Source organism: Micromonospora matsumotoense (assembly GCF_050951065.1).
In the GTDB taxonomy this organism is placed as follows: Bacteria; Actinomycetota; Actinomycetes; order Mycobacteriales; family Micromonosporaceae; genus Micromonospora; species Micromonospora matsumotoensis.
In genome coordinates this window covers 6980005-7004359 of sequence record NZ_CP192025.1, presented here as the reverse complement: position 1 = coordinate 7004359, position 24355 = coordinate 6980005, and the positions used below count along the sequence as shown (strand labels likewise).

Here is a 24355-nt window from a genome sequence, read left to right as displayed (position 1 = left end):
GGCCGGTCCGGTCGAAAGCCGTGAACGGCCACAAATCCTGTGGGCCGGTCCGCAAGATCGCGGGGAGTGGCGGGCGGGGTCGTACGATCGCAGCCATGACCGGGCATGTGACGGCACCGCCGGCCGCGCTGGCCGACCGGCTGCCGGACTGGGTGACGTTGCTGCGTGCCCCCAACCCTGGGCCGATGACCCTGGAGGGCACCAACACCTGGGTGCTGCGCGCCCCCGGAGCGCAGTACGCGGTCGTCGTCGACCCGGGTCCGCCGGACGAGGGGCACCTGGCCGCCATCGCGGCGCACGCGCCGATCGGGTTCGTGCTGATCACCCACGGGCACCCCGACCACACCGAGGGCGCTCCCCGGCTGAGCGAGCTGCTCGGTGGCGTGCACGTGCTCGCCGTCGATCCGGCGCACACCATCGGCGGTCAGCCGTTGACCGAGCCGGGCGAGCAGTTCGGCGGCTTCGGGCTGAGCATCGACCTGGTCGACACCCCGGGGCACACCGCCGACTCCGTCTGCTTCCTGGTGGAACACGGCGGCGAGCGGGTCGTGCTGACCGGCGACACCATCCTCGGCCGGGGCACCACCGTCGTCGCCCACCCCGACGGCAACCTCGGCGACTACCTGACCAGCCTGGGGCGGCTCGGCACGTACCAGGGGGTCCCGGCGCTGCCCGGGCACGGCCCGGCGCTGGCCGACTGCGGCGCGGCGGCCGACTTCTACCTGGCCCACCGTCGGGCCCGGCTCGACCAGGTCCGGGCCGCCGTCGCCGAGGGCGCCGGCACCGCGCCCGAGGTGGTGGCGAAGGTCTACGCCGACGTGGACCGGTCGTTGTGGTGGGCCGCCGAGTGGTCGGTCCGCGCCCAGCTGGAATATCTCGGGGTGGAGCAGCCGTGACCTGCCCGGTGTGCGGCACGCTCGCCGTCCCGGGCGGGCGGTTCTGCCACAACTGCGGGGCGGCGCTGCCCGCCGCCGCCACCCTGCCGACGGCCGAGCGCCGGGTGGTCACCGTGCTCTTCGGCGACCTGTCCGACTTCACCTCGTGGTCGGAGGATCTCGACCCGGAGCGGGTGGGTGCGGTCACCGACCGGGTGCTCGCCGCGCTCGCCGGTGCGGTGAAGACCTTCGGCGGGCACGTCGACAAGCTCACCGGCGACGGGATCATGGCGGTCTTCGGTGCCCCGGTAGCCCACGAGGACGACGCCGAGCGGGCCGTCCGGGCCGCCCTGTCGATGCAGCGGGCGGTGCGCCGGGTGCTGGACGACGAGCGGGGCGGCGGTGCGCCGCTCGGCCTGCGGGTCGGGCTGAACACCGGCGACGTGATCGCCGGCATCCAGGCCGCCATCGAGTACACGGTCATCGGGGACACGGTGAACACCGCCGCCCGGCTGGCCGACGCCGCCGCCGTCGGCGCGATCTACGCCGGTGCCCGGACCTCGTCGGCCACCCGGCACGTCGCCTCCTGGCGGGTGCTGCGCCCGCTGCGGCTCAAGGGCAAGCGCGAGCCGGTCGAGGCGTTCGAGCTGCTGGGCCTGCTGGACGCCCCGGGCACCCGGTCGGGCCTCGGCGACGAGGCGCCCTTCGTCGGGCGGGAGACCGAGATCGGCCGGGTCGCCGGCCGGCTCGCCGAGGTGATCGACCGGGGCGAACCCCGGGTGCTGCTGATGACTGCCGAGGCGGGGATCGGCAAGTCCCGGTTCGCCGCCGAGGTGGAGCGCCTCGCCGCCGGTTACGACGTCGGCGCCGGCCGGTACGCCGCCCACAGCGGCGCCCGGGTGCTCTCGGTCCGCTGCGCCGCCTTCGGTGAGCGACGTCGGCTGGCTCCCCTGGCCGACCTGGTCCGGGCCGCCGTCGGCCTGCCCAACGACACCTCCACCGCGCTGACCCGGCCGGCCGTGGAGGAGCGGCTGCGTCGGCTCGGCCAACGGCTCGCCCGGCTGCGTACCGATGTGCCGCCGATCGCCGGAGACCAACTGTTGGCCCTGCTCGGTTACGCCGAACTGCCCGGTAACGCGGGCGACCAGGACGGGTGGGGCGCCACCCCGCCGGCCGCCGACGCCGAGGCGGTGCCGGTCGCGGTGGCCGGGCTGCTCAGCGCCCTGGCCGCCGAGGCGCCGCTGGTGATCGTCGTCGACGACCTGCACGACGCCACCGGCGAGACGATCGCCGCGCTCGGAGCCACCCTGTCCCGGCTCACCGGCCCGGTGCTGGTGATGCTGCTGGGCCGCCCGGAGCTGGTCCGGACCGCCGGGGCGCTGACCTGGATCGCCGACGCCGAGGTGCACGCGTTGCCGCCGCTACGCGGTGCCGACGCCTCCCGCCTGCTCACCAGCTATCTCAACGGCGGCAAGCTGCCGCCGGCCGACGCCGACCGGTTGCTCGCCACCGCCCAGGGCAACGCGTTCTATCTGGCCGAACTGGTCACCCTGCTGCGGGAGCGGGGCGCGCTGACCGCCGGCCCGGACGGCGGCTGGCGGCTGGTACCGGGCTCGCTGGGCAGCCGGTTGCTCTCCCGGGACCTCGCCGCCGTGCTCGCCGCCCGGATCGACGCCCTCCCGCCGGAGGCCCGTTCGGCGCTGCGGGACGCCGCCGTGGTCGGTGACGTGGTGCCCGCCGGGGCGCTGGAGGCGCTGCGCGAGCAGCGGGCCGGACGGGACGGCCGACCCGCCGCGGTGGCCGCCGTCGAGCTGGAACGGGCCGTGGAGGAGCTGCTGCAACGTCGGATGCTGCACCGCACCCGGACCGGCTTCGCGTTCGCCACCCCGCTGATGCGCGAGGCCGCCTACGTCGGGGTGAGCAAGGCCGAGTTGGCCGAACGGCACGCCGCGCTGGCCCGCTGGGCCACCGGAGTCCCCGGGTCGTCGGTCGCCCCGCCGGGCGGGTTCAGCGACGCCGCCCGGGACGACTTCGTGGCCGAGCAGGTGGAGCGGGCCGCCACCCTCGCCGACGCGGTGAAGCTCCGCCCGGACTCGCCGGCCCGGACGGTCGCCGGGCTGGGGGTGGCCGCGCTGGGCCGGGCCGCCCGCCGGGCGTTGCAGGTCGGTGAGCCGGCGCTGGCCGTCGAGCACGCCGAACGCGCCGCCGAACTGGCCCGCGAGGGGGTGCCCCCGGTCGACCGGGTGGCGCACGCGCGCGCGCTGCTCCAGGTCGGTCGGGTCGGTGACGCGCTCGCCTTCGCCGAGAAGATCGCCGCGAACGCCGGTGACGACGCCGCCACCCGGGCCAGTGCCCTGCTGCTCGCCGGGCAGGCCCACCAGACCTCGGGCGACCAGGTCCGGGCGGCGGCCTGCTGGCAGGAGGCGTTGCAGGTGGCCACGGCCGGGGAGGTGACCAACCTGCGGGCCTCGGCGATGCGCCGGCTCGGGATGGCCGACTTCGTCGCCGGTCGGCTCGGCCAGGCGAGCAGCCGGCTCGCCGCTTCCTACCAGATCAGCCTCGCCGCGAAGGACCTGCGGGGGCAGGCCTGGGCGTTGCAGAACCTGGCCTGGGTCACCACCACCCGGGGGGACTTCGCCGGCACCGACGCGGTGCTCGGTCGGGCCGCCCGGCTCTTCGCCGAGTTGAAGGACCCGTACGGGCGGGCCTGGCTGCGCGGCACCACCGCCTTCGCCCGGCTGCTGGCCGGCCGGCTGGGGGAGGCCTGCCGGCTGGCCGGGATCTTCCTGCCGTTCGGGGAACGGGTCGGCGAGGCGTGGGCGGTGGGCACGTTGCGCGCGGTCGAGGCGTTCGCCGGTGCGGAGCTGGGCGAGGTGGCCGAGGCGGACCGGCAGGCCCGGCGGGCGTACCGGGACTTCGCCGCGGTCTCCGACGACTGGGGGCGCGGGTTCGCGCTGGTCGTCCGGGGTGTGGTGGCACGGGGGCTGGGTGAGCCGGAGCACGCCGCCGACCTGTTCACCGACGCCCTGGCGTACGCCGGGCGGACCTCGCACCCGCTGCTCACCGGGATGGCCGGCACGTTGCGGGGTTTCGTCGCGCTGGACATGGGCGACTGCGAGACCGCCGAGCGGGACGCCCGGGCGGTGCTGACCGCCGTCGAACCGCACAATCCGCAGGCCCCGGCGCAGGCCGCGCCCCGGGTGCTGCTCGCCACCGCCCGGCTCGCCGCCGGGGACCCGGCCACCGCGGTCGGGTTGCTCGCCCCGGTGGCGACGACGGCGGCGAAGGCACCGACGCTGCTCTTCTCCCGCCGGCAGACCCTGGCCCGGTACGCGTCGGCGCTGCTCGCCCACGGTCAGCAGGAGCAGGCGTTGGACTGGGCCCGCCGGGCGGTCGCCGCCCCGGCGGAGGACGTCCGCAGCCAGGTGATCGGCGCGGGGGTGCTGGCCGAGGCGTTGGCGGCCTGCGGCCACCCGGCGGAGGCGCTGGCCAGTGCGCAGGAGGCGGTACGGCTGGCGTACGCGACCGAGCAACGCAGCGAGCGGGCCGGCGCCGACGCCCTGCGGGCCCGGCTGGCCGCCGACGCCTGACCGGCGCGGACGCCTCGCCGTCGGCGGCCGGTGGGGGCGGAGCGGTAGGTCTGTCGGTTACGGGGATGTGCGCGTATCGGCGGGGACGGTTAGCGTGTCACTTCACGCGACCGCCCCTCGGTGCCGGTTGCGCCGTCGGGTGGGGGAGCAGATGAGGTTGCCGCGTTCGGGCGCCGGTTGGACGATCGCGGTCTTCGGGGTGCTGGCGGTGCTGCTCGGGGCGCTCGGGCTGGTGTGGCCGCAGGCGCAGCTGAGAATGCTCGGCTTCGAGGTGCCGCAGACCCGGGGTCCCGGCGACTACACCGGCACGTTCCTCACCGCGTCCGCGATGGCCTCGTTCAACATGGGCGTCTACTACCTGCTCGCGGTGGCGACCGAGTGGCGGGCGTTCTACCGGTTCACGGTGGTCTTCCGGCTGGTCACCTTCACCGTCTTCACGCTGACCGTGCTGGCCGACGTGGCTCCGGACCGGTTCATCGGGGTGGCTCTCTGGGAGGGGGCGGGCGCGGTGGCGACGGCGATCGGCCTGCGGTGGGACGCCCGTCGATCGACCGGCAACGCTCCCACTCCGGCGGAATCCCAGGTCAGCGGCGTCACCGAGGGTGCGTCGAGCGGGTCGGCCCTGGCCGGCCCGGCCGCTCCCGCCGGTACGGACCGCTGAGCGCCCCGGCGGAACGGGTATTTTCGAGCCGTGACCGAGACCCCGCCCGGCGCCCTCCGGCTGCCCATTGTGCCCGGTCTAACCGATTTGAGGGTCTTTGCCCGAGGCGGCTACGCCACCGTCTACCGGGCCACCCAGATCTCCGTCGGCCGGGAGGTCGCCGTCAAGGTGGAGAACCGCACCCTGGACAGCGAACGGGACCAGGCCCGGTTCCTGCGGGAGGCGCGGGCGGCCGGGCGGATGTCCTCGCACCCGCACGTGGTGGACCTCTTCGACGTCGGAGTGACCGTCGACCAGCACCCGTACCTGATCATGGAGCTGTGTGACGGCTCGTACGCCGAACGGATGCGGACCTCGCCCCTCGACGCGTCCGAGACCCGTGACCTCGGCATCAAGATCGCGGACGCGCTGGCCCACTCGCACGCGGCCGGGGTGCTGCACCGCGACGTCAAGCCGGCCAACATCCTGCACTCGCACTTCAACTCGGCGGTGCTGGCCGACTTCGGGCTGGCGGTACTGGCCGAGGCGCGGGACGCCTCGGTCACCCTGGAGGTGCTCACCCCGGCCTACGCGCCGCCGGAGATGTTCAACCACAGCCCGCCGTCGCCGGCCGTCGACGTGTACGCCCTCTGCGCCACCCTCTATGCGGTGATGACCGGCCGGCCCCCGCGCTGGCAGTCCGAGCGCAACCCGAGCCTGGTCACCGTGCTGGAGTTGTTCCACCACCCGATCCCCGACCTGCCCGGGGTGCCGACCGAACTGGTCGACGTGCTCCGCGCCGGGATGTCCAACGACCCCGACGCCCGCCCCTCCGCGCTCGAACTGCGTGACCTGCTCACCGCGTTGCCCGTCGACCCGGCTCCCGCCCCGGTCAGCGGCGCGCCGGTCTCCGGCGGGCCGTCGACCGGCGGATCGGGCGGCGGTGGGCCGTACACCCTCGGATGGACCACCGGTCAACCCGGGCGGATCACCGGCCAGCCGAGCCCGCGTCCACCCGTCCAGGACGACCAGCCGACCGTGCCGCACGGCGAGCGGCGGCGGCGGCGCTGGTTCTTCGGCGGGGCCGGGGTGCTCGCCCTGGCCGCCTCGGCGAGCGCCGGGGCGTGGGTGGCCGGCGGTGCCCCACCGTTGGCCGGGCCGACCGCCGCCCCGTCGACCGTCGGCTCGTCCAGCCCGGCCGCCCGCTGGGGCACCCTGCCCGGCTGCGCGGCCGACGGTACGGCCGCGACCCTGCCGCCCGGTGCCCGGTGCGCCCCCGTACTGGAGTGCTTCGGCCCGGTACGGCTACGCGGCGACCGGGCGGAGGCCCCCCAGGTCTCCTGCGAGGGGCGGCACACCTGGGAGACCTACGTGGAGGGTCAGTTGCCGGCCGCGCTGGCCGGGGCCGGGCATGCCGCGATCAGCGTCGACCCGACGGTCCGTTCGGTGTGCAACGCCCGGACGTTCCGGCTGACCAGCGGGATCGACTACGCCAACGGTTGGCGGCTGGAAGTGCTGCCGCCCGGCGAGACGGAGCTCGACCGGACCTACCGCTGCCTCGCCGGGCGGGGGGTGGACGCCCTGGTCGCACCCACCCTCACTGGTCGCTGACCTCGCGCATCCGGTGCAGCCGGCTCAGCACCGCCGCGCTGTCCAACGCGTCCAGGGTGTCCGCGTCGAGGAATGATCCCGGCTGCAACTGTCCAGGGTGGGGCGCTGCGGCCGGCGCCTCCCCGGAGTCGCGTTCGCGCAGCGCGGCGAGCGCGGTGCCGGTCACCGTCGCGAAGAGGACACCGAGCAGCGCCAGCCCCACGGTCAGGATGCCGGCGGGATGCCGGAAGACCAGGACCACCAGCACCGCACCGGTCGCCAGCGCCGCGACCACCGCCACGGTCCGTGCGTCCGGCTTCAGGATTCGGCTCACCTGACAAGCATGGCCTGAACGGGCGCGCTGTCAAACCATACGGCTCGGCGTGGTTGACCGTTCTGCCTAGAGTGACGAAACGTCGGGATGCCGTCGCGCTGTCGCTGGGCACGACAAGCCGACCGAGGTCGCCCTGCTCCGGGTGAAAGCCTGCGGCCAGCAGGCCCGGATCGGCGGCCTCCTCCCGACCCGGGTGGCCCGGCACCGACATCGCGCCGGCCGCACCGTTCCTCCCGGCCGGGTGGCACGACGGAGATGGACCGGAGCGGCTACCCTCGGTGTCCCCCAGGCTGTCCGTCAGCGAGGTGCGCCGATGAACGACACGTCCGCCCGCCATCGGGTCCGATCGGTCGCCACCACCCTGGCGGTGGCACTGACCCTCACCCTGGCCGCCGCCGCCGGTTGCGACAACCGCCGCGAGCCGTCGCTGCCCTCGGTGCGCGACAAGCTGCGGGAGTCGCACATCGACGGTCAGCCGAAGATCAAGATCGGGGTGGCCACCACCGAGCCGTTGATGGGCGAGCTGCGCAACGGCGCGCACGCCGGCTTCGACGTGGAGATCGCCCGCTACGTCGCCTCCTACCTCGGCTACGAGGGCGACCAGCGCATCGAGTGGGTCTCGGTGACCACCGAGGACCGCATCCCCGCCCTCCAGGGTGGCCTGGTCGACCTGGTGGTCTCCAGCTTCTCGATCACCGAGGAGCGGGAGAAGCTGGTCAGCTTCGCCGGGCCGTACTTCGTCACCACCCAGGAGGTGATGGTGCCGACCCGGCTCAAGGACAAGATCCGCACCATCGAGGACCTCCGCGAACCGGCCTACAAGGTCTGCACCAGCGGCGGCTCCACCACCGAGGCGGAGCTGGCCAAGCACGACGTGAAGGCGCTGGTGGTCAAGGAGGTCGGCGACTGCGTCAAGGGCATCCGGGAGGGCCGCTACGACGCGGTCAGCTCCGACGAGACGATCCTCGCCGGCTTCCTCTCGCTCTATCCGACCGAGTTCGAGATCGTCGACATGCCCTTCGGCACCAGCGAACTGCTCGGCATCGGCGTGCCGATCGGCGATCCCGCCCTGCGTGACCTGGTGGCCTTCGCCCTGCAGAAGAGCTACCTGGCGGGGCGCAACGGGATCAGCAGCCCGTGGCTCACCGCGTACAACCGGACCCTCGGGCCGTGGTTGAAGGCGGAGAAGGCACAGCCGCAGCCGCTGAACGTGCCGGACCTGGTCGACTTCGACGACAAGGCGCCGACCCGGTGACCGCCCCGGCCGTACCGCAGGATCTGGGCGCCACCACCGTCCCGGTGCGTGACGGCTGGGACCCGGCGGTGGAACGGCGGGCGCGGGCCAGCCAGTCGTTCTGGACGGCGGTGGTGGGCGTGCCCGCCATCTTCTCCGTGCTGCGCCTCGGCGTCGAGGCGGGCGGCGAACTCCAGACCACGCTGCTGCTGGTGGCGAACGTCGGGCCGGTGAACCTGCTGGCCGGCTTCCTGACCACCGCCGCCCGGCTGCTCTCCACCGGCCTGGTCGCGGTCTTCGCGTTGGGCGCGGTGCTGCGGGTGAGCGTCGAACGGATGCCGACCACCGTCCGTCGCCCGCTCTTCGTCCGCTGGGCGGACCTCACCCCGGCCTGGTTCGTGCTGGCCAGCTTCCTGATGGCCATGGTCACCTGGCAGCTGCTCTATCTGCCGCTGCTGCTGCCGGCGTTCGTCGCCGCCTTCCAGCTCACCCCGGCGCGACTGCACGAGCACCTCGTGCTCCGGACGCTGATCGTGGTGACGCTCCTCGCCGGTTACGGCTGGCTGCTCGCCCCCACCCTGGTCGACGCGTGGCAGCAGCGGGAGCTGCTCGCCCTGGTGCTGTTCGTCGCCCCGCCGCTGCTCGCGCTCGCGGTGCCCGGTCCGCTGCCCGGGGCGGTGATCCGGCCGCTCGCCTCGATCACCGAGGCCGCGGTGCTGGCCATGCTGGTCTGGGCGGCGCTGCCGGTGATCACCACGCCGGTGCTGCCGCTGACCGTGACCACCGTGGAGTCGAGCCCCGGCGTCACCGAGGACGTCCGGGGGCACGTGGTCACCGTGGACGACGTCAACATGGTGCTGCTCCAGGAGCGCGGCGGCGTCCGGTACGTGCCGGTGGACGACGTCCGCGCCCAGGTGCTCTGCCCCAGTGAGGAGGAGCTGCCCCGGCACCGGCTGCGGGTCCGGGACTACCACGTCGAGGACTCACTGCTGGAGGGGCTGGGCCGGCGGGTCCGCCCGGTGCACCGCACCGACGCGGCCTGCCGCACCCTGCGCTGAGCCGGGGTCAGTAGGACTTCTCCTGGCCGAGCACGTGCTGGGCGACGAAGTTGAGGATCATCTCCCGGCTGACCGGGGCGATCCGGCCGGCCCGGACCGCGCCGAGCAGCGTCGCCACGCCGTACTCGGTGGTCATGCCGGCCCCGCCGAGGGCCTGCACGGCGGTGTCCACGGCCAGCGCGGCGGCCTCCCCGGCGGCGTACTTGGCCATGTTGCCGGCCACCCCGGCCTCCAGGTCGCGGCCCGCGTCGTACAGGGTGGCCGCCTTGTGGATCATGAGGCGGGCCAGCTCCACCTGCACCGCCGCGTGCGCCAACGGGTGCGCGACCCCCTGGTGCGCGCCGATGCTCCGCCCACCCCAGACCTTGCGGGTGGCGGTGTACTCGCTGGCCCGCTCGATGGCGTACCGGCCGGTGCCGACGCCCATCGCGGCGACCGTGATCCGCTCCGGGTTCAGCCCGCTGAACAGCGCCGGCAGGCCGGCGTCCAGCGACTCACCGACCAGCGCGTCGGCGGGCAGCCGGACATCGTCCAGATAGAGCAGGAACTGGTTCTCCGGGGAGACGATCTCCATGTCGAGGGCGGACCGGGTCAACCCGGCGGCGTCGGTCGGCACCACGAACAACGCGGGCTTGAGCTTCCCGGTCGCCGCATCCTCGGTACGGGCCACCACCAGCACGTACTGCGCCTCGTCCACGCCGGAGATGTAGCACTTGCGGCCGGACAGCAGCCAGTCGTCGCCGTCGCGGCGGGCCACCGTGCCGAGCCGGTGGAAGTTCGACCCGGCGTCCGGCTCGGTGATCGCGAAGACCACCTTCAGCGAGCCGTCGGCGAAGCCGGGCAGGAAGCGCTTGCGCTGCTCCTCGGTGCCGTGCCGGTGGATCACCGTGGCGGCGATGGCCGGCGACACCACCAGCAGCAGCAGCGGACAACCGGCGGCGGCCAGCTCCTCGCCGACGATGGCCAGCTCGGTGAGGCCGCCACCGCCGCCGCCGTACTCGGTGGGGACGTTCACGCCCAGGTAGCCGAGCCGACCGGCCTCCTCCCACAGCTCGGTGGTGTGCCCGCCGGATTTCGCCTTCTCGACGAAGTAGGAGTGGCCGTACCGGCGGCCCAGCGCCCGGACGGCGTCGCGGAGCTGGTCCTGCTCCGGGGTGAGGTCGAAATTCATCGGGGTGCCTCCTCGGGGTTGACCACGGCCAGCACCGCACCCGTCTCGACCTGCCCACCGGTGGGCACCGGCAGGTCGGCGACCACGCCGTCGGTCGGGGCGAGCACGGGATGTTCCAGCTTCATCGCCTCCAGGGTCAGCAGCAGGTCACCGGCGGCGACCCGCTGACCGACCCCGACGTGCACCCGGGTCACCGTGCCGGGCAGCGGCGCGAGCAGCGACCCGACCGCCAACGCCACCCGGGGCAGCGGGAAGCGGGGCAGCTCGGTCAGCTCCGCCGCCCCGTCCGGGCCGTCCACGAACACCACCGACCCCGCCCGGTGTACGCGGAACACCCGCCGCACCCCCGCCACGTCGAGCAGCACCCGGTCCGCCGCCGCCGTCACCAGCGTCACGGGCGACGCCGGTGGGTCGGTGGGCGGCATCGGTGGGTCGGTGGACCAGTCGGCGAGACCACCGGACCGGTCCAGCCGGTAGCGCACCTCGATCCCGTCGCCGGTGCGGTCGGCGTACCGGACGACCTGGGGGAAGGCCGGCACGTTGCGCCAGCCCGACGGGAGGCCGGCGAGCACCGGGGCGTCGTCCCGTCGCGCCGCGGCGCAGGCGAGCGCGGCGGCCAGCGCCGCGACCGGGAGCTGGTCGGTCGGCAGCAACGGCGCGAAGACCTCGGCGTGCGCGTCCAGGAAGCCGGTGTCCACCTGCGCCGACCCGAAATCCGCGCTGCGCAGCACCCGGACCAGCAGGTCCCGGTTGGTGGCCACCCCGTGCAGCTCGGCGCGGGCCAGCGCTCCGGCGAGCGCCCGGGCCGCCTCGGCCCGGGTCGGCGCCCAGGCGACCAGCTTGGCGAGCATCGAGTCGTAGTGCACGCCCACCGTCGAACCGGTGCACACCCCCGAGTCGAGCCGCAGGCCCCGGGTCGGGGCGAACCCGCCGACCACCCCGGGCACCGCGAACCGGTGCAGCATGCCGGTGGCCGGGCGGAACCCCTGCGCCGGGTCCTCCGCGCAGAGCCGTACCTCGATGGCATGGCCGTCGGTCGGCGGAGTCGCCGCCACCGGCAGCGCCCCGCCCTCGGCGACCAGCAGTTGCAGCCGGACCAGGTCCAGCCCGGTGACCGCCTCGGTGACCGGATGCTCCACCTGGAGCCGGGTGTTCATCTCCAGGAAGAAGAACTCGCCGCTCGGCGCGAGCAGGAACTCCACCGTCCCCGCCCCGACGTAGTCGACCGCCCGGCCGGCGGCGACCGCCGCCGCGTGCAGCCGCTCCCGCACCCCGTCGGGTAGCACCGCCGGAGCCTCCTCGACGATCTTCTGGTGCCGACGCTGGATCGAGCAGTCCCGCTCACCGAGGGCCACGACCGTGCCGGCGGTGTCACCGAAGATCTGTACCTCCACGTGCCGGCCGCGCTCGACGTACCGCTCGATGAAGACCGTGTCGTCACCGAACGCGGCGGCGGCCTCGCGGCGCGCGGAGTCGACGGCCGCCGCCAGGTCGGCGGGGTCGCGGACGATGCGCATCCCCCGACCGCCGCCCCCGGCGGACGCCTTGACCAGCACCGGGAAGTCGGTGATCTCGTCGCCGTCGGTCCAGGTGGGCAGCATCGGCACCCCTGCCCCGGCGAGCAGTTCCTTCGCCGCCAGCTTGTCGCCCATCGCCGCGATCGCCCCGGCCGGCGGGCCGACCCAGGTCAGGCCGGCGTCGGTCACCGCCGCCGCGAACCCGGCGTGCTCGGCGAGGAAGCCGTAACCCGGGTGGACGGCGTCCGCACCCGTGCGGCGGGCCGCGTCCAGGATCGACCCGATCCGCAGGTACGTCTCGACGGGCGTGTTCCCCGGCAGCCGGACCGCCTCGTCGGCCTCGGCCACGTACGGCGCGTCGGCGTCGGCGTCGGAGTGCACGGCGACCGTCGCCACGCCGAGCGCCCGGCAGGTGGCGAAGACCCGCCGGGCGATCTCCCCCCGGTTGGCCACCAGCAGTTTCCGAATATCCACCGTCATGCCCCCTACATCCGGAAGACGCCGAAGCCGTCGGCGCCCTTCACCGGTGCGTTGTGGATCGCCGACAGGCAGAGCCCGAGGACGGTACGGGTGTCCCGGGGATCGATCACCCCGTCGTCGTAGAGCCGGCCGGAGAGGAACAGCGCCCCGGACTGCGACTCGATCTGTTGCTCGACCATCATCCGCATCGCCGCGTCGGAGTCCTCGTCGTAGTCCCGGCCCCGGGCGGCGGCGGCCTGCCGGGCGACGATCGACAGCACCCCGGCGAGCTGCGCCGGCCCCATCACCGCCGACTTGGCGTTCGGCCAGGTGAACAGGAACCTCGGCTCGTACGCCCGGCCGCACATGCCGTAGTTGCCAGCGCCGTAGGAGGCGCCCAGGTTGACCGTCAGGTGCGGCACCGTCGAGTTCGACACCGCGTTGACCATCAGGGCGCCGTGTTTGATGATGCCGCGCTGCTCGTACTCGGTGCCGACCATGTAGCCGGTGGTGTTCTGGAGGAAGAGCAGCGGGGTGTCGGCGGCGTTGGCGAGCTGGATGAACTGGGCCGCCTTCTGCGCCTCCGCGCTGAACAGCACCCCCCGGGCGTTCGCCAGCACGCCCACCGGATAGCCGTGCAGCTCGCCCCAACCGGTGACCAGGGCGGTGCCGTACGCCGGTTTGAACTCGTCGAACTCACTGCCGTCGAGCAGCCGGGCCAGCACCTCTCGCGGGTCGAACGGCACCTTCAGGTCGGCGCTGACGATGCCGAGCAACTCCTCCGGGTCGTACCTCGGCGGTCGGGGCGCCGGATCGCGCGGCGGTGGACCCTGCTTGCGCCAGTTGCACCGGCGGATGCACTGCCGGGCCAGCCGGATGCCGTCCCGCTCGTCCTCGGCGAGATGATCGGCGAGACCGGACGTGCCGGCGTGCATCGCCGCGCCGCCCAGCGACTCGTCGTCGGTGACCTCGCCGGTGGCCATCCGCACCAGCGGCGGCCCGGCCAGGTAGACCTGGGACCGGTCCCGGATCATGATCACGTGGTCGGACATCCCCGGCACGTACGCGCCACCGGCGGTGGCGTTGCCGAAGACCACGCTGACCGTGGGGATCTTCGCGGCGGAGAGCCGGGTCAGGTCGCGGAACACCCGACCGCCCGGGATGAAGATCTCCGCCTGGGTGGGCAGGTCCGCCCCGGCGCTCTCCACCAGGTTGACCATCGGCAGCCGGTTCGCCAGGGCGATCTCGCCGGCCCGTCGGGTCTTCGCCAGCGACCACGGGTTGACCGCGCCGCCGCGTACCGTCGGGTCGTTGGCGACGATCAGGCACTCGACGCCCTCGACCACGCCGATGCCGGTGACCACGCTCGCCCCGACCGGGAAGTCGGTGCCGTACCCGGCGACCGGTGACAACTCCAGGAACGGGCTGTCCCGGTCCAGCAGCAGCTCGATCCGCTCCCGGGGCAGCAGCTTGCCGCGCCCGTGGTGCCGGGCCACGTACTTCTCGCCGCCGCCGGCCCTCGCCTGGTCGAGCGCGGCGTCCAGCTCGGCCAACCGGTCCCGCAGCGCGTCCCGGTTGGCCACGAAGGCCGGCGCGGACGGGTCGATCGCACTGTTCAGCGTGGTCACGGGTTCCCCTCGTTCGTTCGCGACTGCGGGGCTCGCAAACCCGGCTCACTCCTCGCGCTCACAGGTTCGTCTGTCGTTCGCGACTGCGGGGCTCGCAAAACCGGCTCACTCCTCGCGCTCACAGGCCCAGGCCTTTTGCGATGATCTCGTTCATGATCTCGGTGGTGCCGCCGCCGATGCCGAGGACCCGCGCGTCCCGGTAGTGCCGCTCGACCTCGGCGTCGCGCAGGTAGCCGAACCCGCCGTGCAGTTGCAGCGCGGCATCCACCACCTGGTCGCAGGCGGCGACCGCGACGTTCTTCGCCATCGCCACCTCGGTCACCACCGGCTCGCCCGCCGCCACCCGGGCGGCCACCTGGTGCACGTACGCGCGGGCCGCCTCGGCGCGGGTGTGCATCTCCGCCAGCCGGTGCCGGACCAGTTGCCGGCTGGCCAGCGGACGGCCGAAGGTGGACCGGTCCCGGCACCAGCGGGTCGCCAGCTCCACGCAGCGCTGCGCCGTCGCGTACGCCTGGGTGGCCAGGGAGAGCCGCTCGGTGGCGAAGTTCTGCATGATCGCCAGGAAGCCGGTGTCCTCCTCGCCGATCCGGTTGGCCACCGGCACCCGGACGTCGACGAAGGACAACTCGGCGGTGTCCGAGCAGTGCCAGCCGAGCTTGTCCAGCTTGCGGCCGACGGTGAACCCGGGCGTGCCCCGGTCGATCACCAGCAGGTGCAGCGATCCGCTGCCGGGGAAGTCGCCGCAGACCGCCGTGGTGACGAAGTCGGCGCGTACCCCGCTGGTCACGTACGTCTTCGACCCGTTGACCAGGTAGTGGTCGCCGTCGCGGCGGGCGGTGGTCCGGATCGAGGCGACGTCGGAGCCGCCGTCCGGTTCGGTGACCGCCAGCGCGCCGATCAGCTCACCCGCCAGCGTCGGCCGGACGTACCGGTTGACCAGGGGATCGTCGGCGGCGGACCGGCGGGCGGCGAGCCGGCCGCCGAGCGTGCCGCCGGTGCGCGCCCCGGCCGCCGCGACGATGTGCGGCAGCGCGATGCCGTGGGTGAAGAGTGCGGCGATCAGCCCCGAGGAGCCACCGGAGCGGATGATCTCCTCGGTGACCACGATCGAGTCGAGCAGGTCACCGCCGCTGCCGCCGACCGAATCGGGGAAGCCGATGCCGAGCAGGCCGATCTTCGCGGCGGTGGCGTGCAGCGCGCGGGGGACCTCACCGGCCCGCTCCCAGTCGGCCAGGTGCGGCAACACCTCCCGGGTCACGAAGGTCCGGGTCACCTCCCGCAACTGCCGCCGTTCCGGCGTGTCCACGATGGTCATCCGTCCCCCTCCCCGACCGATCCCTCCGGCCCGGGTGCCGCGTCCGGCCCGGCCGCCGTGCCCGGTCTGCCTGCCGCGTCCGGCCCGTGCGCCGCGTCCGGCCCGGCTGCGGGTGGTCCGGCGGGGGTGGTGGGCAGGTCGACGAGGCGGGCGCGGAGCAGCTCACCGAGCGCCTTGGCCTGCGGATCGAACCGGGTGGAGGCGGCCACCCCGGCCCCGAGCAGCCCCCGGATCACGAAGTTGACCGCCCGCAGGTTCGGCAGTTCGTGCCGCTCGACCGTCAACGCCGTGGTCTCCGGCAGCAGGTCGGCCAGCCGCGCCACGGTCAGCCACTCCCGCAGCCACCCCCAGGTGGCGTCGGTGCGCGCCCAGACGCCGAGGTTGGCGTCACCGCCCTTGTCCCCCGACCGTGCTCCGACCAGCTCGCCCAGCGGCCCCCGCCGGGTCGGCCCGGCCGCCGGTGCCGAACCGGTCGGCACCCCGGGTGTCGTCGGGTCGGCCACGGTCCGCACTGCGCGGTGCGCCACGGTCTGCGCTGCGGCCGGCGCCACGGTCGGCGCTACGACCGGCGCCACGGTCTGTGGTGGCGGGGGGATCGACACCCGGGTGCCGTCCGGCAGGACGGCCAGGTGGGGCACGTCGGCCTGCGGCACGGCATCGGCGGTGAAGACGCCGTACGGGGTGGCGTCTCCGGGCAGGGTGGTCAGCGTGCAACCGGGATAGGAGGCCAGGGCCAGCTCCACCGCCGCCGCCGAGAACGCCCGCCCGGCCCGCGCCCGGTCACCGTCGCGCAGGTGTACGTGCAGCAGCGCGCTCGCCGTCTCGGTGTCGACCGCGTCGACGTGGTCGGTACGGGCCAGGGTGAACTCCAGCCCGTCCGCGCCGACCGCCGCCTCGACCTGCCCCCGGACCAGGGCCGCCTTGGCCGGGATGTCCAGCCCGCAGAGCACGAAGGTCATCGAGTTGCGGAAGCCGCCCAGGTTGTTGACGCCCACCTTGAGGGTGGCCGGCGGTGGGGTGCCCCGGACCCCGTCCACCCGGACCCGGTCCGGCCCGTCCGGGCGCAGCCGTACCGTGTCCAGCCGGGTCACCACGTCGGGGCCGAGATAGTCGGGGCCGCCCACCTCGTACAACAGTTGGGCGGTGACCGTCTCGACGGTGACCGCGCCGCCGGTGCCGGGGTGCTTGGTGAGCACCGACGAGCCGTCCGGGTGGATCTCGGCGATCGGGAAGCCGGGCCGGTGCCCACCGTCGGGCAGCTCGGTGAAGAAGCTGAAGTTGCCGCCGGTGACCTGGGCCCCGCACTCGATCAGGTGCCCGGCGACGGTGGCCCCGGCCAGCGCGTCCAGGTCGTCACGCCCCCAGCCGAACCGGGCGATGGCCGGCCCGACCGCCAACGACGCGTCGGTGACCCGCCCGGTGACCACCACGTCCGCCCCGGCGTCCAGGCAGGCGGCGATGCCGAACGCGCCGAGGTAGGCGTTGGCGGTGAGCGCGTCCGGTCGGGGCAGGGCGTCGCCCTCGACGTGACCGACCCGGACGGCGAGCCCGAGCCGGTCGGCGAGCGCGCCGATCGCGGCGGCCAGCCCGGCCGGGTGCAGCCCGCCCGCGTTGGTGACGATCCGTACCCCCCGGTCCAGGGCGGTGCCGAGGCAACCTTCGAGCTGGCGGAGGAACGTCCTGGCATAGCCGAGGTCGGGGTCGCGCAGCCGGTCCCGGCCGAGGATCAGCATGGTCAGCTCGGCCAGGTAGTCGCCGGTCAGCACGTCCAGCTCGCCGCCGTCGAGCATCTCCCGCCAGGCGGTGAACCGGTCGCCGTAGAAGCCGGAGGCGTTGCCGACCCGGAGCACGCCGCTCATGCGGTCGCCCGGATGCGCTCGTCCAGGCCGTCGCGGGGTGCCGCGTCGCCGGTCCCGGACGCCTCGTCGCGTACCGTCCGCCGGTCGTCCTCCGGCGCGACCCGTTCCCGGCCGGTGCCGTGTGGTGCGCGGCCGGCTCCCGGTGGGCCGGCGAAGGCCTGGGCCACGTCGAGCCACGCGTCGGCGGTCGGGCCGGTGGCGACCAGGGCGAGGTCGGCGCGGTGCCGGCGCTGGGTGACCAGCAGGCAGAAGTCGAGCGCCGGGCCGACGACCCGGTCCGCCGCGTCGGCCGGCCCGAAGGCCCAGCGCGACCCGTCCGGTGCGGCGAGTGCGACCCGCACCGGCGTCGTCGGCACCGGCCGGCCGTGGGCGGCGAACCCGTGCCCGAGGGTACGGAACCCGAGGTGCGCGACGTGCCGCAACCGCGCCGTCGGGGTACGGGTGACACCGAGCGCCTCGGCAACGTCCTCGCCGTGCGCCCAGGTCTCCATGATCCGGGCGGTGACCATCGAGGGGGCCGACATCCGGGTGCCGTACCAGGGCAGTTTCTCGCCGGCCGGCACCGCGGTGAGGGCGGCGGTGAGCGCGGCCCGGCCACTGCGCCAGCGGTCGAGCAGGGCGGCCGGCGGGGCCAGGAACTCGACCACCCCGTCCTCGACCAGCCGGCCCGGATCGGCGGCCGAGGTGACCGAGGCGTAGAACGCCGCCGGGTCGGTGGCGGCCAACCGCGCCACGTGGTCGGTCCAGGCGAGGTGGGCGATCTGGTGGGCGACCGTCCAGCCGGGGGCGGGTGTCGGCCGCGTCCACGCCTCGGTGGGCAGCGCATCGACGAGCGCGTCGAGCTGGTCGGACTCGTCGGTCAGGTCGGCGAGCAGTGCGGTCGGGTCGACCATGGTGCCTCCCGGGCGGGTGGGCCGATGAGCGTGGGTCAGGGCCGGGCGGTGCGGTGGGCGTCGGGTCGGGTGGGGCCGGTGGGTGTCGGGCCGGGTTGGTCGTGGGGCGGGTGTGGTCCGGGGGTGAGCAGGGTGGCGAGCTGGCGTTTCCAGGTGTGCAGCAGCGCGGTACGGCGGGCCGAGTCGTCGTTGAGCAGGTTGGCCACGCCGAGCCCGCGGAGCAGGTCGAGGGTGGCCTGCACCGCCTCGCGGACCCCGGGTCGACGCTCGTCCACGTCGAGCAGCGCGACGGTGAGCCGGTGCATCTCCCGACCCACCCGGGCCTCCAGCGGCACCAACGCGCCGCGCAGCTCCGGGTCGGTGCGGGCGGCCACCCACAGCTCCAGCGCGGCGACGAAGAGGGGCCCGGTGAAGGCGGCACCGAGCAGGTCGATCACCCGGTCGAGCCGTTGCGGCCCGACCGGCAGCGCCTCGGCCTCGACGCGCAACTCCTCGGCGCGCCGTTCGGCGAGGTGGGCGACGGCGGCGGTGACCAGGGCCGCCTTGGTGGGGTAGTGGTGCAGTTGGGCGCCGCGTGAGACACCGGCGTGGGCGGCGACCACGGTGGTGGTGGTGCCCGACCAGCCGTACCGCACCAGGCAGTCGACCGTCGCTTCGAGCAGCCGGGCCTGGGTGGCGCGGCTGCGCTCCTGCTGGGGGACGCGGGTCGGGGCGGCAGACACGGGAACAGCGTGCCGCCGTCGAAACAAACAGTCAAGCCTGACTTTTTTGCCCGGGTGCTCCGGCCCGGTCCGCTGGTGCTCCCGGTGCTGTCGAGACGATGGCTGGTCAGCGGCCGTGGCGCGGGGCGAAGGCGGTGAGCGCATCGAGGTCGCTGTGCCGGGAGCGCAGATACTCGTCGGCCCAGGCGGCGGCGTCCGGATAGCCCGACTCGGTGGCGACCCGGGCACAGGCCGCATCGACGTCGAACGCCGTACGGCGCAGCTGCACCCCGGGGCCGAGCAGCGCCCAGTACGCCCCCGGCCCGCCGTACGGCATGCCCACGCTGCCCGGATTGACCACCAGGCGGCGGTCGACCAGCCGGGTGAACGGCATGTGGGTGTGCCCGCAGACCACGGTGCGCACCTGCGCGGGCAGCCCGGCGAACACCTCCGCCCAGCGGGCCGGCCGGGAGTCGACCAGCACCACCTCCTCGTCGTCGCGGGGGGTGGCGTGGCAGAAGAGCACCGGGCCGAGGCCGGCGACCGGGAGGGTGAGCGTCAGCGGCAGCGCGGCCAGCAGGTCCACCTGATCGGCCCGGAGCTGGTCGGCCGCCCAGTTCGAGACGTCGTGCTCCGACGGCCGGCCGGCGCGGGCCTGCACCAGTTCCCGGTCGGCGTTGCCGCGTACCCAGCGGACCCGGGGACCCAGCCCGGCCAGCAGGTCCAGCACCTCGACCGGCTGCGGGCCGGCCGCCACGTCACCGGTCACCACGATCAGGTCGGCGGCGGCCACCTCCGGCTCGGCCAGCACCGCCTCCAGGGCCGGTAGCGCGCCGTGGACGTCGGAGAGCACCGCGACCCGTTCCCACATCGGTCCACGGTCGCGCACCGCGAGCGGGGTTGTCGAGAAATTCTGCGCCGGGCAGATCGGGTACCGGTGACCGGATCACCGAGGCCGGCCCGGATGCCGGCACGGGCGGGCGGAACAGTCGCCGGCCGGACCGGTACGCGAACGAGCCAGGGCCGCCGGTCGGGGCGGCCCTGGCTCGGGTGCGTACGCGGTGTCGGTCAGACCCGGGCGCGGCGGGCGAGACGCTCCGGGTCGAGGATGATGATGCTCTTGCCGTCCAGCCGCAGCCAGCCCCGCGAGGCGAAGTCGGCGAGCGCCTTGTTGACCGTCTCGCGGGAGGCGCCGACGAGCTGGGCGATCTCCTCCTGGGTCAGGTCGTGGGTCACCCGCAGCACGCCGCCGTCGCGGGTGCCGAACCGGCCGGCCATCTGGAGCAGGTTCTTGGCGACCCGGCCCGGCACGTCGGTGAAGATCAGGTCGGCCAGCGAGTCGTTCGTCCGGCGCAGCCTACGGGCCAGCACCCGCAACAACTGCTCGGCGATCTCGGGCCGGTTGTTGAGCCAGGGCCGCAGCGCCTGCTTGCGCAGCCGGACCAGCCGGGTGTCGGTGACCGCGGTCGCGGTGGCCGTGCGCGGGCCGGGGTCGAAGAGCGACAGCTCGCCGACCATGTCCGACGGGCCCATCACCGCGATCAGGTTCTGCCGGCCGTCGGCTGCCCGACGCCCGACCTTGATCTTGCCTGACAGGAGGATGTAGAGACTGTCGCCGGGCTCGCCCTCGTTGAACACGATCTCGCCCTTGCGGACGTCGATCGTCTCCATCTCCTTGGCGAGCGCCTCGGCAGCCTCCGGGTCGACACCCTGGAAGATCCCGCTGCGAGCCAGTACCTCATCCATCGCGCACCTCCGGTTGCGCGCTGCCGTCCCTCGGCCGGGTCCGCCGTCCGCTGATCCCTCGCGCGCCGCCAAGTCTAGGCGCATGTGAGGACGAATCAGAGCTGCACCCCGGGAATCTTGATCGTTGGGCGTAACCCCGCCGACCCGATCGGCCACTACGATCATCCGCCCCAACCACCTGCTCACCGGCAGTTGTCGCCGCTGGTCGTAGGGTGGCCGGGTGCTGAGCGACCCCGTGCTGACCCACCGCCCCGAGGACGGATGGGACATTCCACTCCTGGTGTGGCGGGCCCGCTCACCACTGCGGGCGGTCAGCTCCGGTCCGCTCGGTGGCGGGGTCGGCGTACGTCACTGGGTGGTCAATGCGACCGTGCCGATGTCGTACCACCGGGACGACCCGGCGGCCCACCTGGCCGCGCTCGCCGACCGGCTCGGCCTCGACGGGCCCGGGATCGGCCTGCTGACCGGCGTGGACGTCGCCGAGGTGGTGACCCGGACCGACGCCGGGGTACGGGCCTGGGTCACCGTCGGCCTCGGCACCCCCCTCTGGGCCGCCGCCCCCGCCCAGCCCGCCGCCCCCGCCCAGCTTCAGGCCCCGGCGCAGCCCGGCACCCCGGCGCAACTCCAGGCCCCGGCCCCGGACCAGCCCGCCGCCCCGGCTCCGGCGCGGGTGGGGACGGTCAACATCGTCGTCTACGTGCCGGCCGCGCTCGGCGACGCCGCGCTGGTGAACGCGGTCGCCACCGCCACCGAGGCGAAGTGCCAGGCGATCGGGGAACTCGGCCTGCCGGGCACCGGCACCCCCACCGACGCGGTCACCGTGCTCTGCCCGCCGCCCGGCCGGGCGGAGCCGTACGGCGGCCCCCGGTCGACCTGGGGTGCGCCGCTGGCCCGGGTCGTCCACGCGGCGGTCCGCGACGGCGGGTCGGTGCCCTGTGTCCCGTGGTCGCAGCAGCGGTCGTGCTGAACTTCCGTCCGATCGGCCGTCGTCGGTCGATTACCCACCCGGTAGCGTCGCGGGCGATGTACTCTGCCGCCTTCTCCCAGCCCCGTCCCCGCCGCCGCGCCGCGTTCGCCGCCGGCGCGTTGCTCGCCGTGCTCCTCGCCGGCTGCGCCCAGCGCGACACCCCTGACCCGGTCTGGCGACCGGGCGGTGGCGGTGGGGCCAGCGGCTCCCCGGTGCCGACCACCGGGGCGACCGGCAAGGACGAGGCGGTCGTCCTGTCGGCCACCGGGGACATCGTGATGGGGATGGCCCCGTCCCGGCTGCCCGCCAACGGCGGCAAGGGCTTCTTCGACGAGGTCAAGGGCGCGCTCAGGGCCGATCTGGTGATGGGCAACCTGGAAGAGCCGCTCACCACCGACACCGGCACCGGCAAGTGCGGCGCGAACGCCAGCAACTGCTACCAGTTCCGGGTGCCGCCGGAGTACGCCGGGCACCTCAAGGACGCCGGTTTCCAGCTGCTCAACCAGGCCAACAACCACGGCTACGACTTCGGCCCGCAGGGCTACGAGAACACCCAGCAGGCGCTGGAGAAGCACGGCCTGAAGCACACCGGTGCGCCGGACCAGATCACCGTGGTCGAGGTCGGCGGGGTGAAGGTCGCGGTGGCCGGCTTCTCGTCGTACCCCTGGTCCAACAGCCTGGTCGACATCGACGCCGCCAAGGGGGTCGTCGAGAAGGCCGCCACCATGGCCGACCTGGTCGTGGTGCAGGTGCACATGGGTGGCGAGGGGTCGGACAAGACCCGGGTCCGGCCGGGCACCGAGATGTTCCTCGGCGAGAACCGGGGCGATCCGGTGAAGTTCTCCCACGCCATGATCGACGCCGGGGCCGACCTGATCGTCGGGCACGGCCCGCACGTGCTGCGCGGGATGGAGTTCTACCAGGGCCGGCTGATCGCCTACAGCCTGGGCAACTTCGCCGGGGGCGCCCGGTCGCTCAACCCGACCGGCCGGCTCGGCTGGGGCGGGGTGCTGAAGGTCTCCCTCAAGCCGGACGGCAGCTTCGCCGGCGGCTCGTTCACCTCCACCCGGATGAGTTCGGTGGGCAAGCCGGGGATGGACTCCGCCGACCAGGGGCTCGGGCTGGTCAAGCAGCTCAGCGGCAACGACTTCCCGCGTACCGGGGCGCGGTTCGACGGCAAGGGGAAGATCAGCCCGCCCGACGCCGGCTGACCGGCGGCGTGGCCCGGCGGTGCGTCGGGGCGGCGACGTAGGCTGGCCGGCGTGACCATCAGCTCTCCCGGCCGGGTCGAAACGGATCTCGGCCGCACCCGGCGTGCCCGGCGGATCGGCCGGGCACTGACCGAAGCGCACCCCGACGCCCACTGCGAACTGGACCACTCCAGCGCGTTGGAGCTGGCCGTCGCCACGATCCTCTCCGCGCAGTGCACCGACAAGAAGGTCAACGAGGTCACCCCGAAGCTCTTCACCCGTTACCCGACGGCGGCCGACTACGCCGGGGCGGACCGGGCCGAGCTGGAGGAGCTGATCCGGCCGACCGGTTTCTACCGCAACAAGACCGACTCGCTGATCAAGCTCGGGCAGGCCCTGATCGAGCGGCACGACGGCCGGGTCCCCGGTCGGCTGGCCGACCTGGTGACGCTGCCCGGGATCGGCCGCAAGACGGCCAACGTCATCCTGGGCAACGCCTTCGACGTCCCGGGGATCACCGTCGACACCCACTTCCAGCGGCTGGTGCAGCGCTGGGGGCTGACCATCCAGACCGATCCCGTCAAGATCGAACACGAGATCGGGGCGATCTTTCCGAAGCGGGAGTGGACCATGCTCTCCCACCGGATCATCTTCCACGGCCGGCGGGTCTGCCACGCCCGCAAGCCCGCCTGCGGGGCGTGCACCCTGGCCCGGCTCTGCCCGTCGTACGGGCTCGGGCCGACCGAGCCGGCCGCCGCCGCAAAGCTGCTCAAGGGGCCCCGCGCCCGGGAGCTCGCGGTCGCCGCCGGGGTCGACCCGGAGCTGGTGCCGGCCCAGGCCGTCGTCGCGGAGGCACCGTGAAACGTCGGTTCGCCGCGCTGCTCGTCCCGGCGCTGCTGATCCTCGCCGGCTGCACCGCCACCGCCGCGCCGGAGGGCGCCGCCACCGGCCCCGACCGGGCCCCGCGCCCGTCGCCGTTCGCCGACTGCGCCACCCTGGCCGACCCGCCGGGCACCGCGCCCACCGCCCCCGCACCCACCGGGTCCGTCGCCCCGTCCGGCCCGGCCGCACCCACCGGGTCCGCCGGCGCCACCGACAGCGGGGGTACGGGCAGCAGCCCGGCTCCGGCCGGCGGCGGTGGCAGCCTCCTGCCCGAACTGGTGCTCTCCTGCTTCACCGGTGGTGCCCCGGTGGCGTTGCGCGACGTCCGGGGCCCGGCCGTGATCAACGTGTGGGCCTCCTGGTGCCCGCCCTGCCGCCAGGAGCTGCCCGCCTTCCAACGGCTCAGCGTCCGCGCCGCCGGCCAACTCCAGGTGATCGGGGTGAACAGCCGGGACAGCCGGGACGGTGCGCAGGCCATCGGCGAGGACTTCGGCATCCGGTTCCCGGTGCTCTTCGACCAGGGGGAGGCCCTGCAACGGGAGCTGCGCCGCACGGCGGTCCCGCTGACCCTGCTGGTCGACGCGCAGGGGCGGGTCCGGCACACCGACACCTCCGGCGCGCTCGACGACGCCCGCCTCGCCGAGCTGGTCCGCCGGCACCTCGGCCTGGCGGTGCCCGCGTGACCTCCCGCCCCCGCGCGGCCTCC

At 74.4% G+C, this 24355-nt stretch carries 18 protein-coding genes and 2 pseudogenes; 10 read left to right on the top strand and 10 right to left on the bottom strand.

The genetic code is table 11. The features are described 5' to 3' along the window. The first annotated feature begins 95 nt into the window (after positions 1-95). From ACQP1S_RS30025 to ACQP1S_RS30010, 4 genes are all read left to right on the top strand, one after another. Positions 96-896: an MBL fold metallo-hydrolase gene (locus ACQP1S_RS30025; protein WP_432901258.1), complete on the top strand. Its 801-nt coding sequence runs from the start codon at positions 96-98 to the stop codon at positions 894-896. Further along, the gene (locus tag ACQP1S_RS30020) at positions 893-4465 is read left to right on the top strand and encodes an adenylate/guanylate cyclase domain-containing protein (protein WP_432901256.1); all 3573 of its coding nucleotides are present in this window, start codon (positions 893-895) and stop codon (positions 4463-4465) included. Before ACQP1S_RS30025 ends, ACQP1S_RS30020 begins: the two co-directional genes overlap by 4 nt. Positions 4466-4616: 151 nt before the next feature. Beyond that, a complete protein-coding gene (locus ACQP1S_RS30015; RefSeq protein ID WP_432901254.1) occupies positions 4617-5126 on the top strand; it encodes a hypothetical protein in 510 nt (169 codons plus the stop codon). 30 nt (positions 5127-5156) lie between these two features. After that, positions 5157-6716, top strand: coding sequence for a serine/threonine-protein kinase (locus ACQP1S_RS30010; RefSeq protein ID WP_432901252.1), 1560 nt, complete (start codon positions 5157-5159; stop codon positions 6714-6716). Here the strand turns inward: ACQP1S_RS30010 and ACQP1S_RS30005 are convergent. Further along, positions 6703-7029 (bottom strand): hypothetical protein, encoded by a 327-nt coding sequence (locus ACQP1S_RS30005; protein ID WP_432901250.1) that lies wholly within the window; start codon positions 7027-7029, stop codon positions 6703-6705. The genes ACQP1S_RS30010 and ACQP1S_RS30005 overlap by 14 nt on opposite strands. 313 nt (positions 7030-7342) lie before the next feature. Here ACQP1S_RS30005 and ACQP1S_RS30000 point away from each other — a divergent pair, with 313 nt between their 5' ends. Further along, entirely contained in the window at positions 7343-8284 is a 942-nt protein-coding gene (locus ACQP1S_RS30000) for a transporter substrate-binding domain-containing protein (RefSeq protein ID WP_432901248.1), read from the top strand. Beyond that, positions 8281-9321, top strand: a complete 1041-nt coding sequence (locus ACQP1S_RS29995; protein WP_432901246.1) for a hypothetical protein — start codon at positions 8281-8283, stop codon at positions 9319-9321. The genes ACQP1S_RS30000 and ACQP1S_RS29995 overlap by 4 nt, the downstream gene beginning before the upstream one ends. A 7-nt stretch (positions 9322-9328) precedes the next feature. Here the strand turns inward: ACQP1S_RS29995 and ACQP1S_RS29990 are convergent, their stop codons facing one another. The 9 genes and pseudogenes from ACQP1S_RS29990 to ACQP1S_RS29950 all read right to left on the bottom strand — a co-directional run bounded on the left by ACQP1S_RS29990 (position 9329) and on the right by ACQP1S_RS29950 (position 20610). Continuing rightward, positions 9329-10492: an acyl-CoA dehydrogenase family protein gene (locus ACQP1S_RS29990; RefSeq protein WP_432901244.1), complete on the bottom strand. Its 1164-nt coding sequence runs from the start codon at positions 10490-10492 to the stop codon at positions 9329-9331. Then, complete coding sequence (locus ACQP1S_RS29985; protein WP_432901242.1) at positions 10489-12483, bottom strand: acetyl/propionyl/methylcrotonyl-CoA carboxylase subunit alpha; 1995 nt, start codon at positions 12481-12483, stop codon at positions 10489-10491. Before ACQP1S_RS29985 ends, ACQP1S_RS29990 begins: the two co-directional genes overlap by 4 nt. An 11-nt stretch (positions 12484-12494) precedes the next feature. After that, a complete protein-coding gene (locus ACQP1S_RS29980; RefSeq protein ID WP_432901240.1) occupies positions 12495-14096 on the bottom strand; it encodes an acyl-CoA carboxylase subunit beta in 1602 nt (533 codons plus the stop codon). Between the two features lie 118 nt (positions 14097-14214). After that, positions 14215-15411, bottom strand: a complete 1197-nt coding sequence (locus ACQP1S_RS29975) for an acyl-CoA dehydrogenase family protein (RefSeq protein WP_432901238.1) — start codon at positions 15409-15411, stop codon at positions 14215-14217. Between the two features lie 131 nt (positions 15412-15542). Next, positions 15543-17270 (bottom strand): annotated as a pseudogene (locus tag ACQP1S_RS29970) (acyclic terpene utilization AtuA family protein); the annotation flags it as partial. A 122-nt stretch (positions 17271-17392) separates the two neighbouring features. Next, positions 17393-18163: pseudogene (locus ACQP1S_RS29965) on the bottom strand (TIGR03084 family metal-binding protein); the annotation flags it as partial. A 35-nt stretch (positions 18164-18198) separates the two neighbouring features. Next, positions 18199-18885: a TetR/AcrR family transcriptional regulator gene (locus ACQP1S_RS29960; protein ID WP_432901236.1), complete on the bottom strand. Its 687-nt coding sequence runs from the start codon at positions 18883-18885 to the stop codon at positions 18199-18201. 106 nt (positions 18886-18991) lie between these two features. Further along, entirely contained in the window at positions 18992-19735 is a 744-nt protein-coding gene (locus tag ACQP1S_RS29955) for a metallophosphoesterase family protein (protein WP_432901234.1), read from the bottom strand. A gap of 197 nt (positions 19736-19932) precedes the next feature. Continuing rightward, positions 19933-20610, bottom strand: a complete 678-nt coding sequence (locus ACQP1S_RS29950; RefSeq protein WP_067306583.1) for a Crp/Fnr family transcriptional regulator — start codon at positions 20608-20610, stop codon at positions 19933-19935. A 220-nt stretch (positions 20611-20830) separates the two neighbouring features. Between ACQP1S_RS29950 and ACQP1S_RS29945 the strand changes: the two genes are divergently transcribed. Genes ACQP1S_RS29945 through ACQP1S_RS29930 form a run of 4 tightly spaced genes read left to right on the top strand, consistent with a single transcriptional unit; the run spans position 20831 to position 24332 of the window. Further along, positions 20831-21577, top strand: a complete 747-nt coding sequence (locus tag ACQP1S_RS29945; RefSeq protein ID WP_432901231.1) for an adenosylcobinamide amidohydrolase — start codon at positions 20831-20833, stop codon at positions 21575-21577. 56 nt (positions 21578-21633) lie between these two features. Then, positions 21634-22788 carry a CapA family protein gene (locus tag ACQP1S_RS29940; protein WP_432901229.1) on the top strand — a complete coding sequence of 385 codons (1155 nt, stop codon included), beginning with the start codon at positions 21634-21636 and terminating at the stop codon, positions 22786-22788. Positions 22789-22839: 51 nt separating this feature from the next. Continuing rightward, entirely contained in the window at positions 22840-23628 is a 789-nt protein-coding gene (gene nth / locus ACQP1S_RS29935) for an endonuclease III (protein ID WP_091247709.1), read from the top strand. Beyond that, positions 23625-24332 (top strand): redoxin domain-containing protein, encoded by a 708-nt coding sequence (locus ACQP1S_RS29930; RefSeq protein WP_432901226.1) that lies wholly within the window; start codon positions 23625-23627, stop codon positions 24330-24332. Before nth ends, ACQP1S_RS29930 begins: the two co-directional genes overlap by 4 nt. Positions 24333-24355 lie beyond the last annotated feature (23 nt).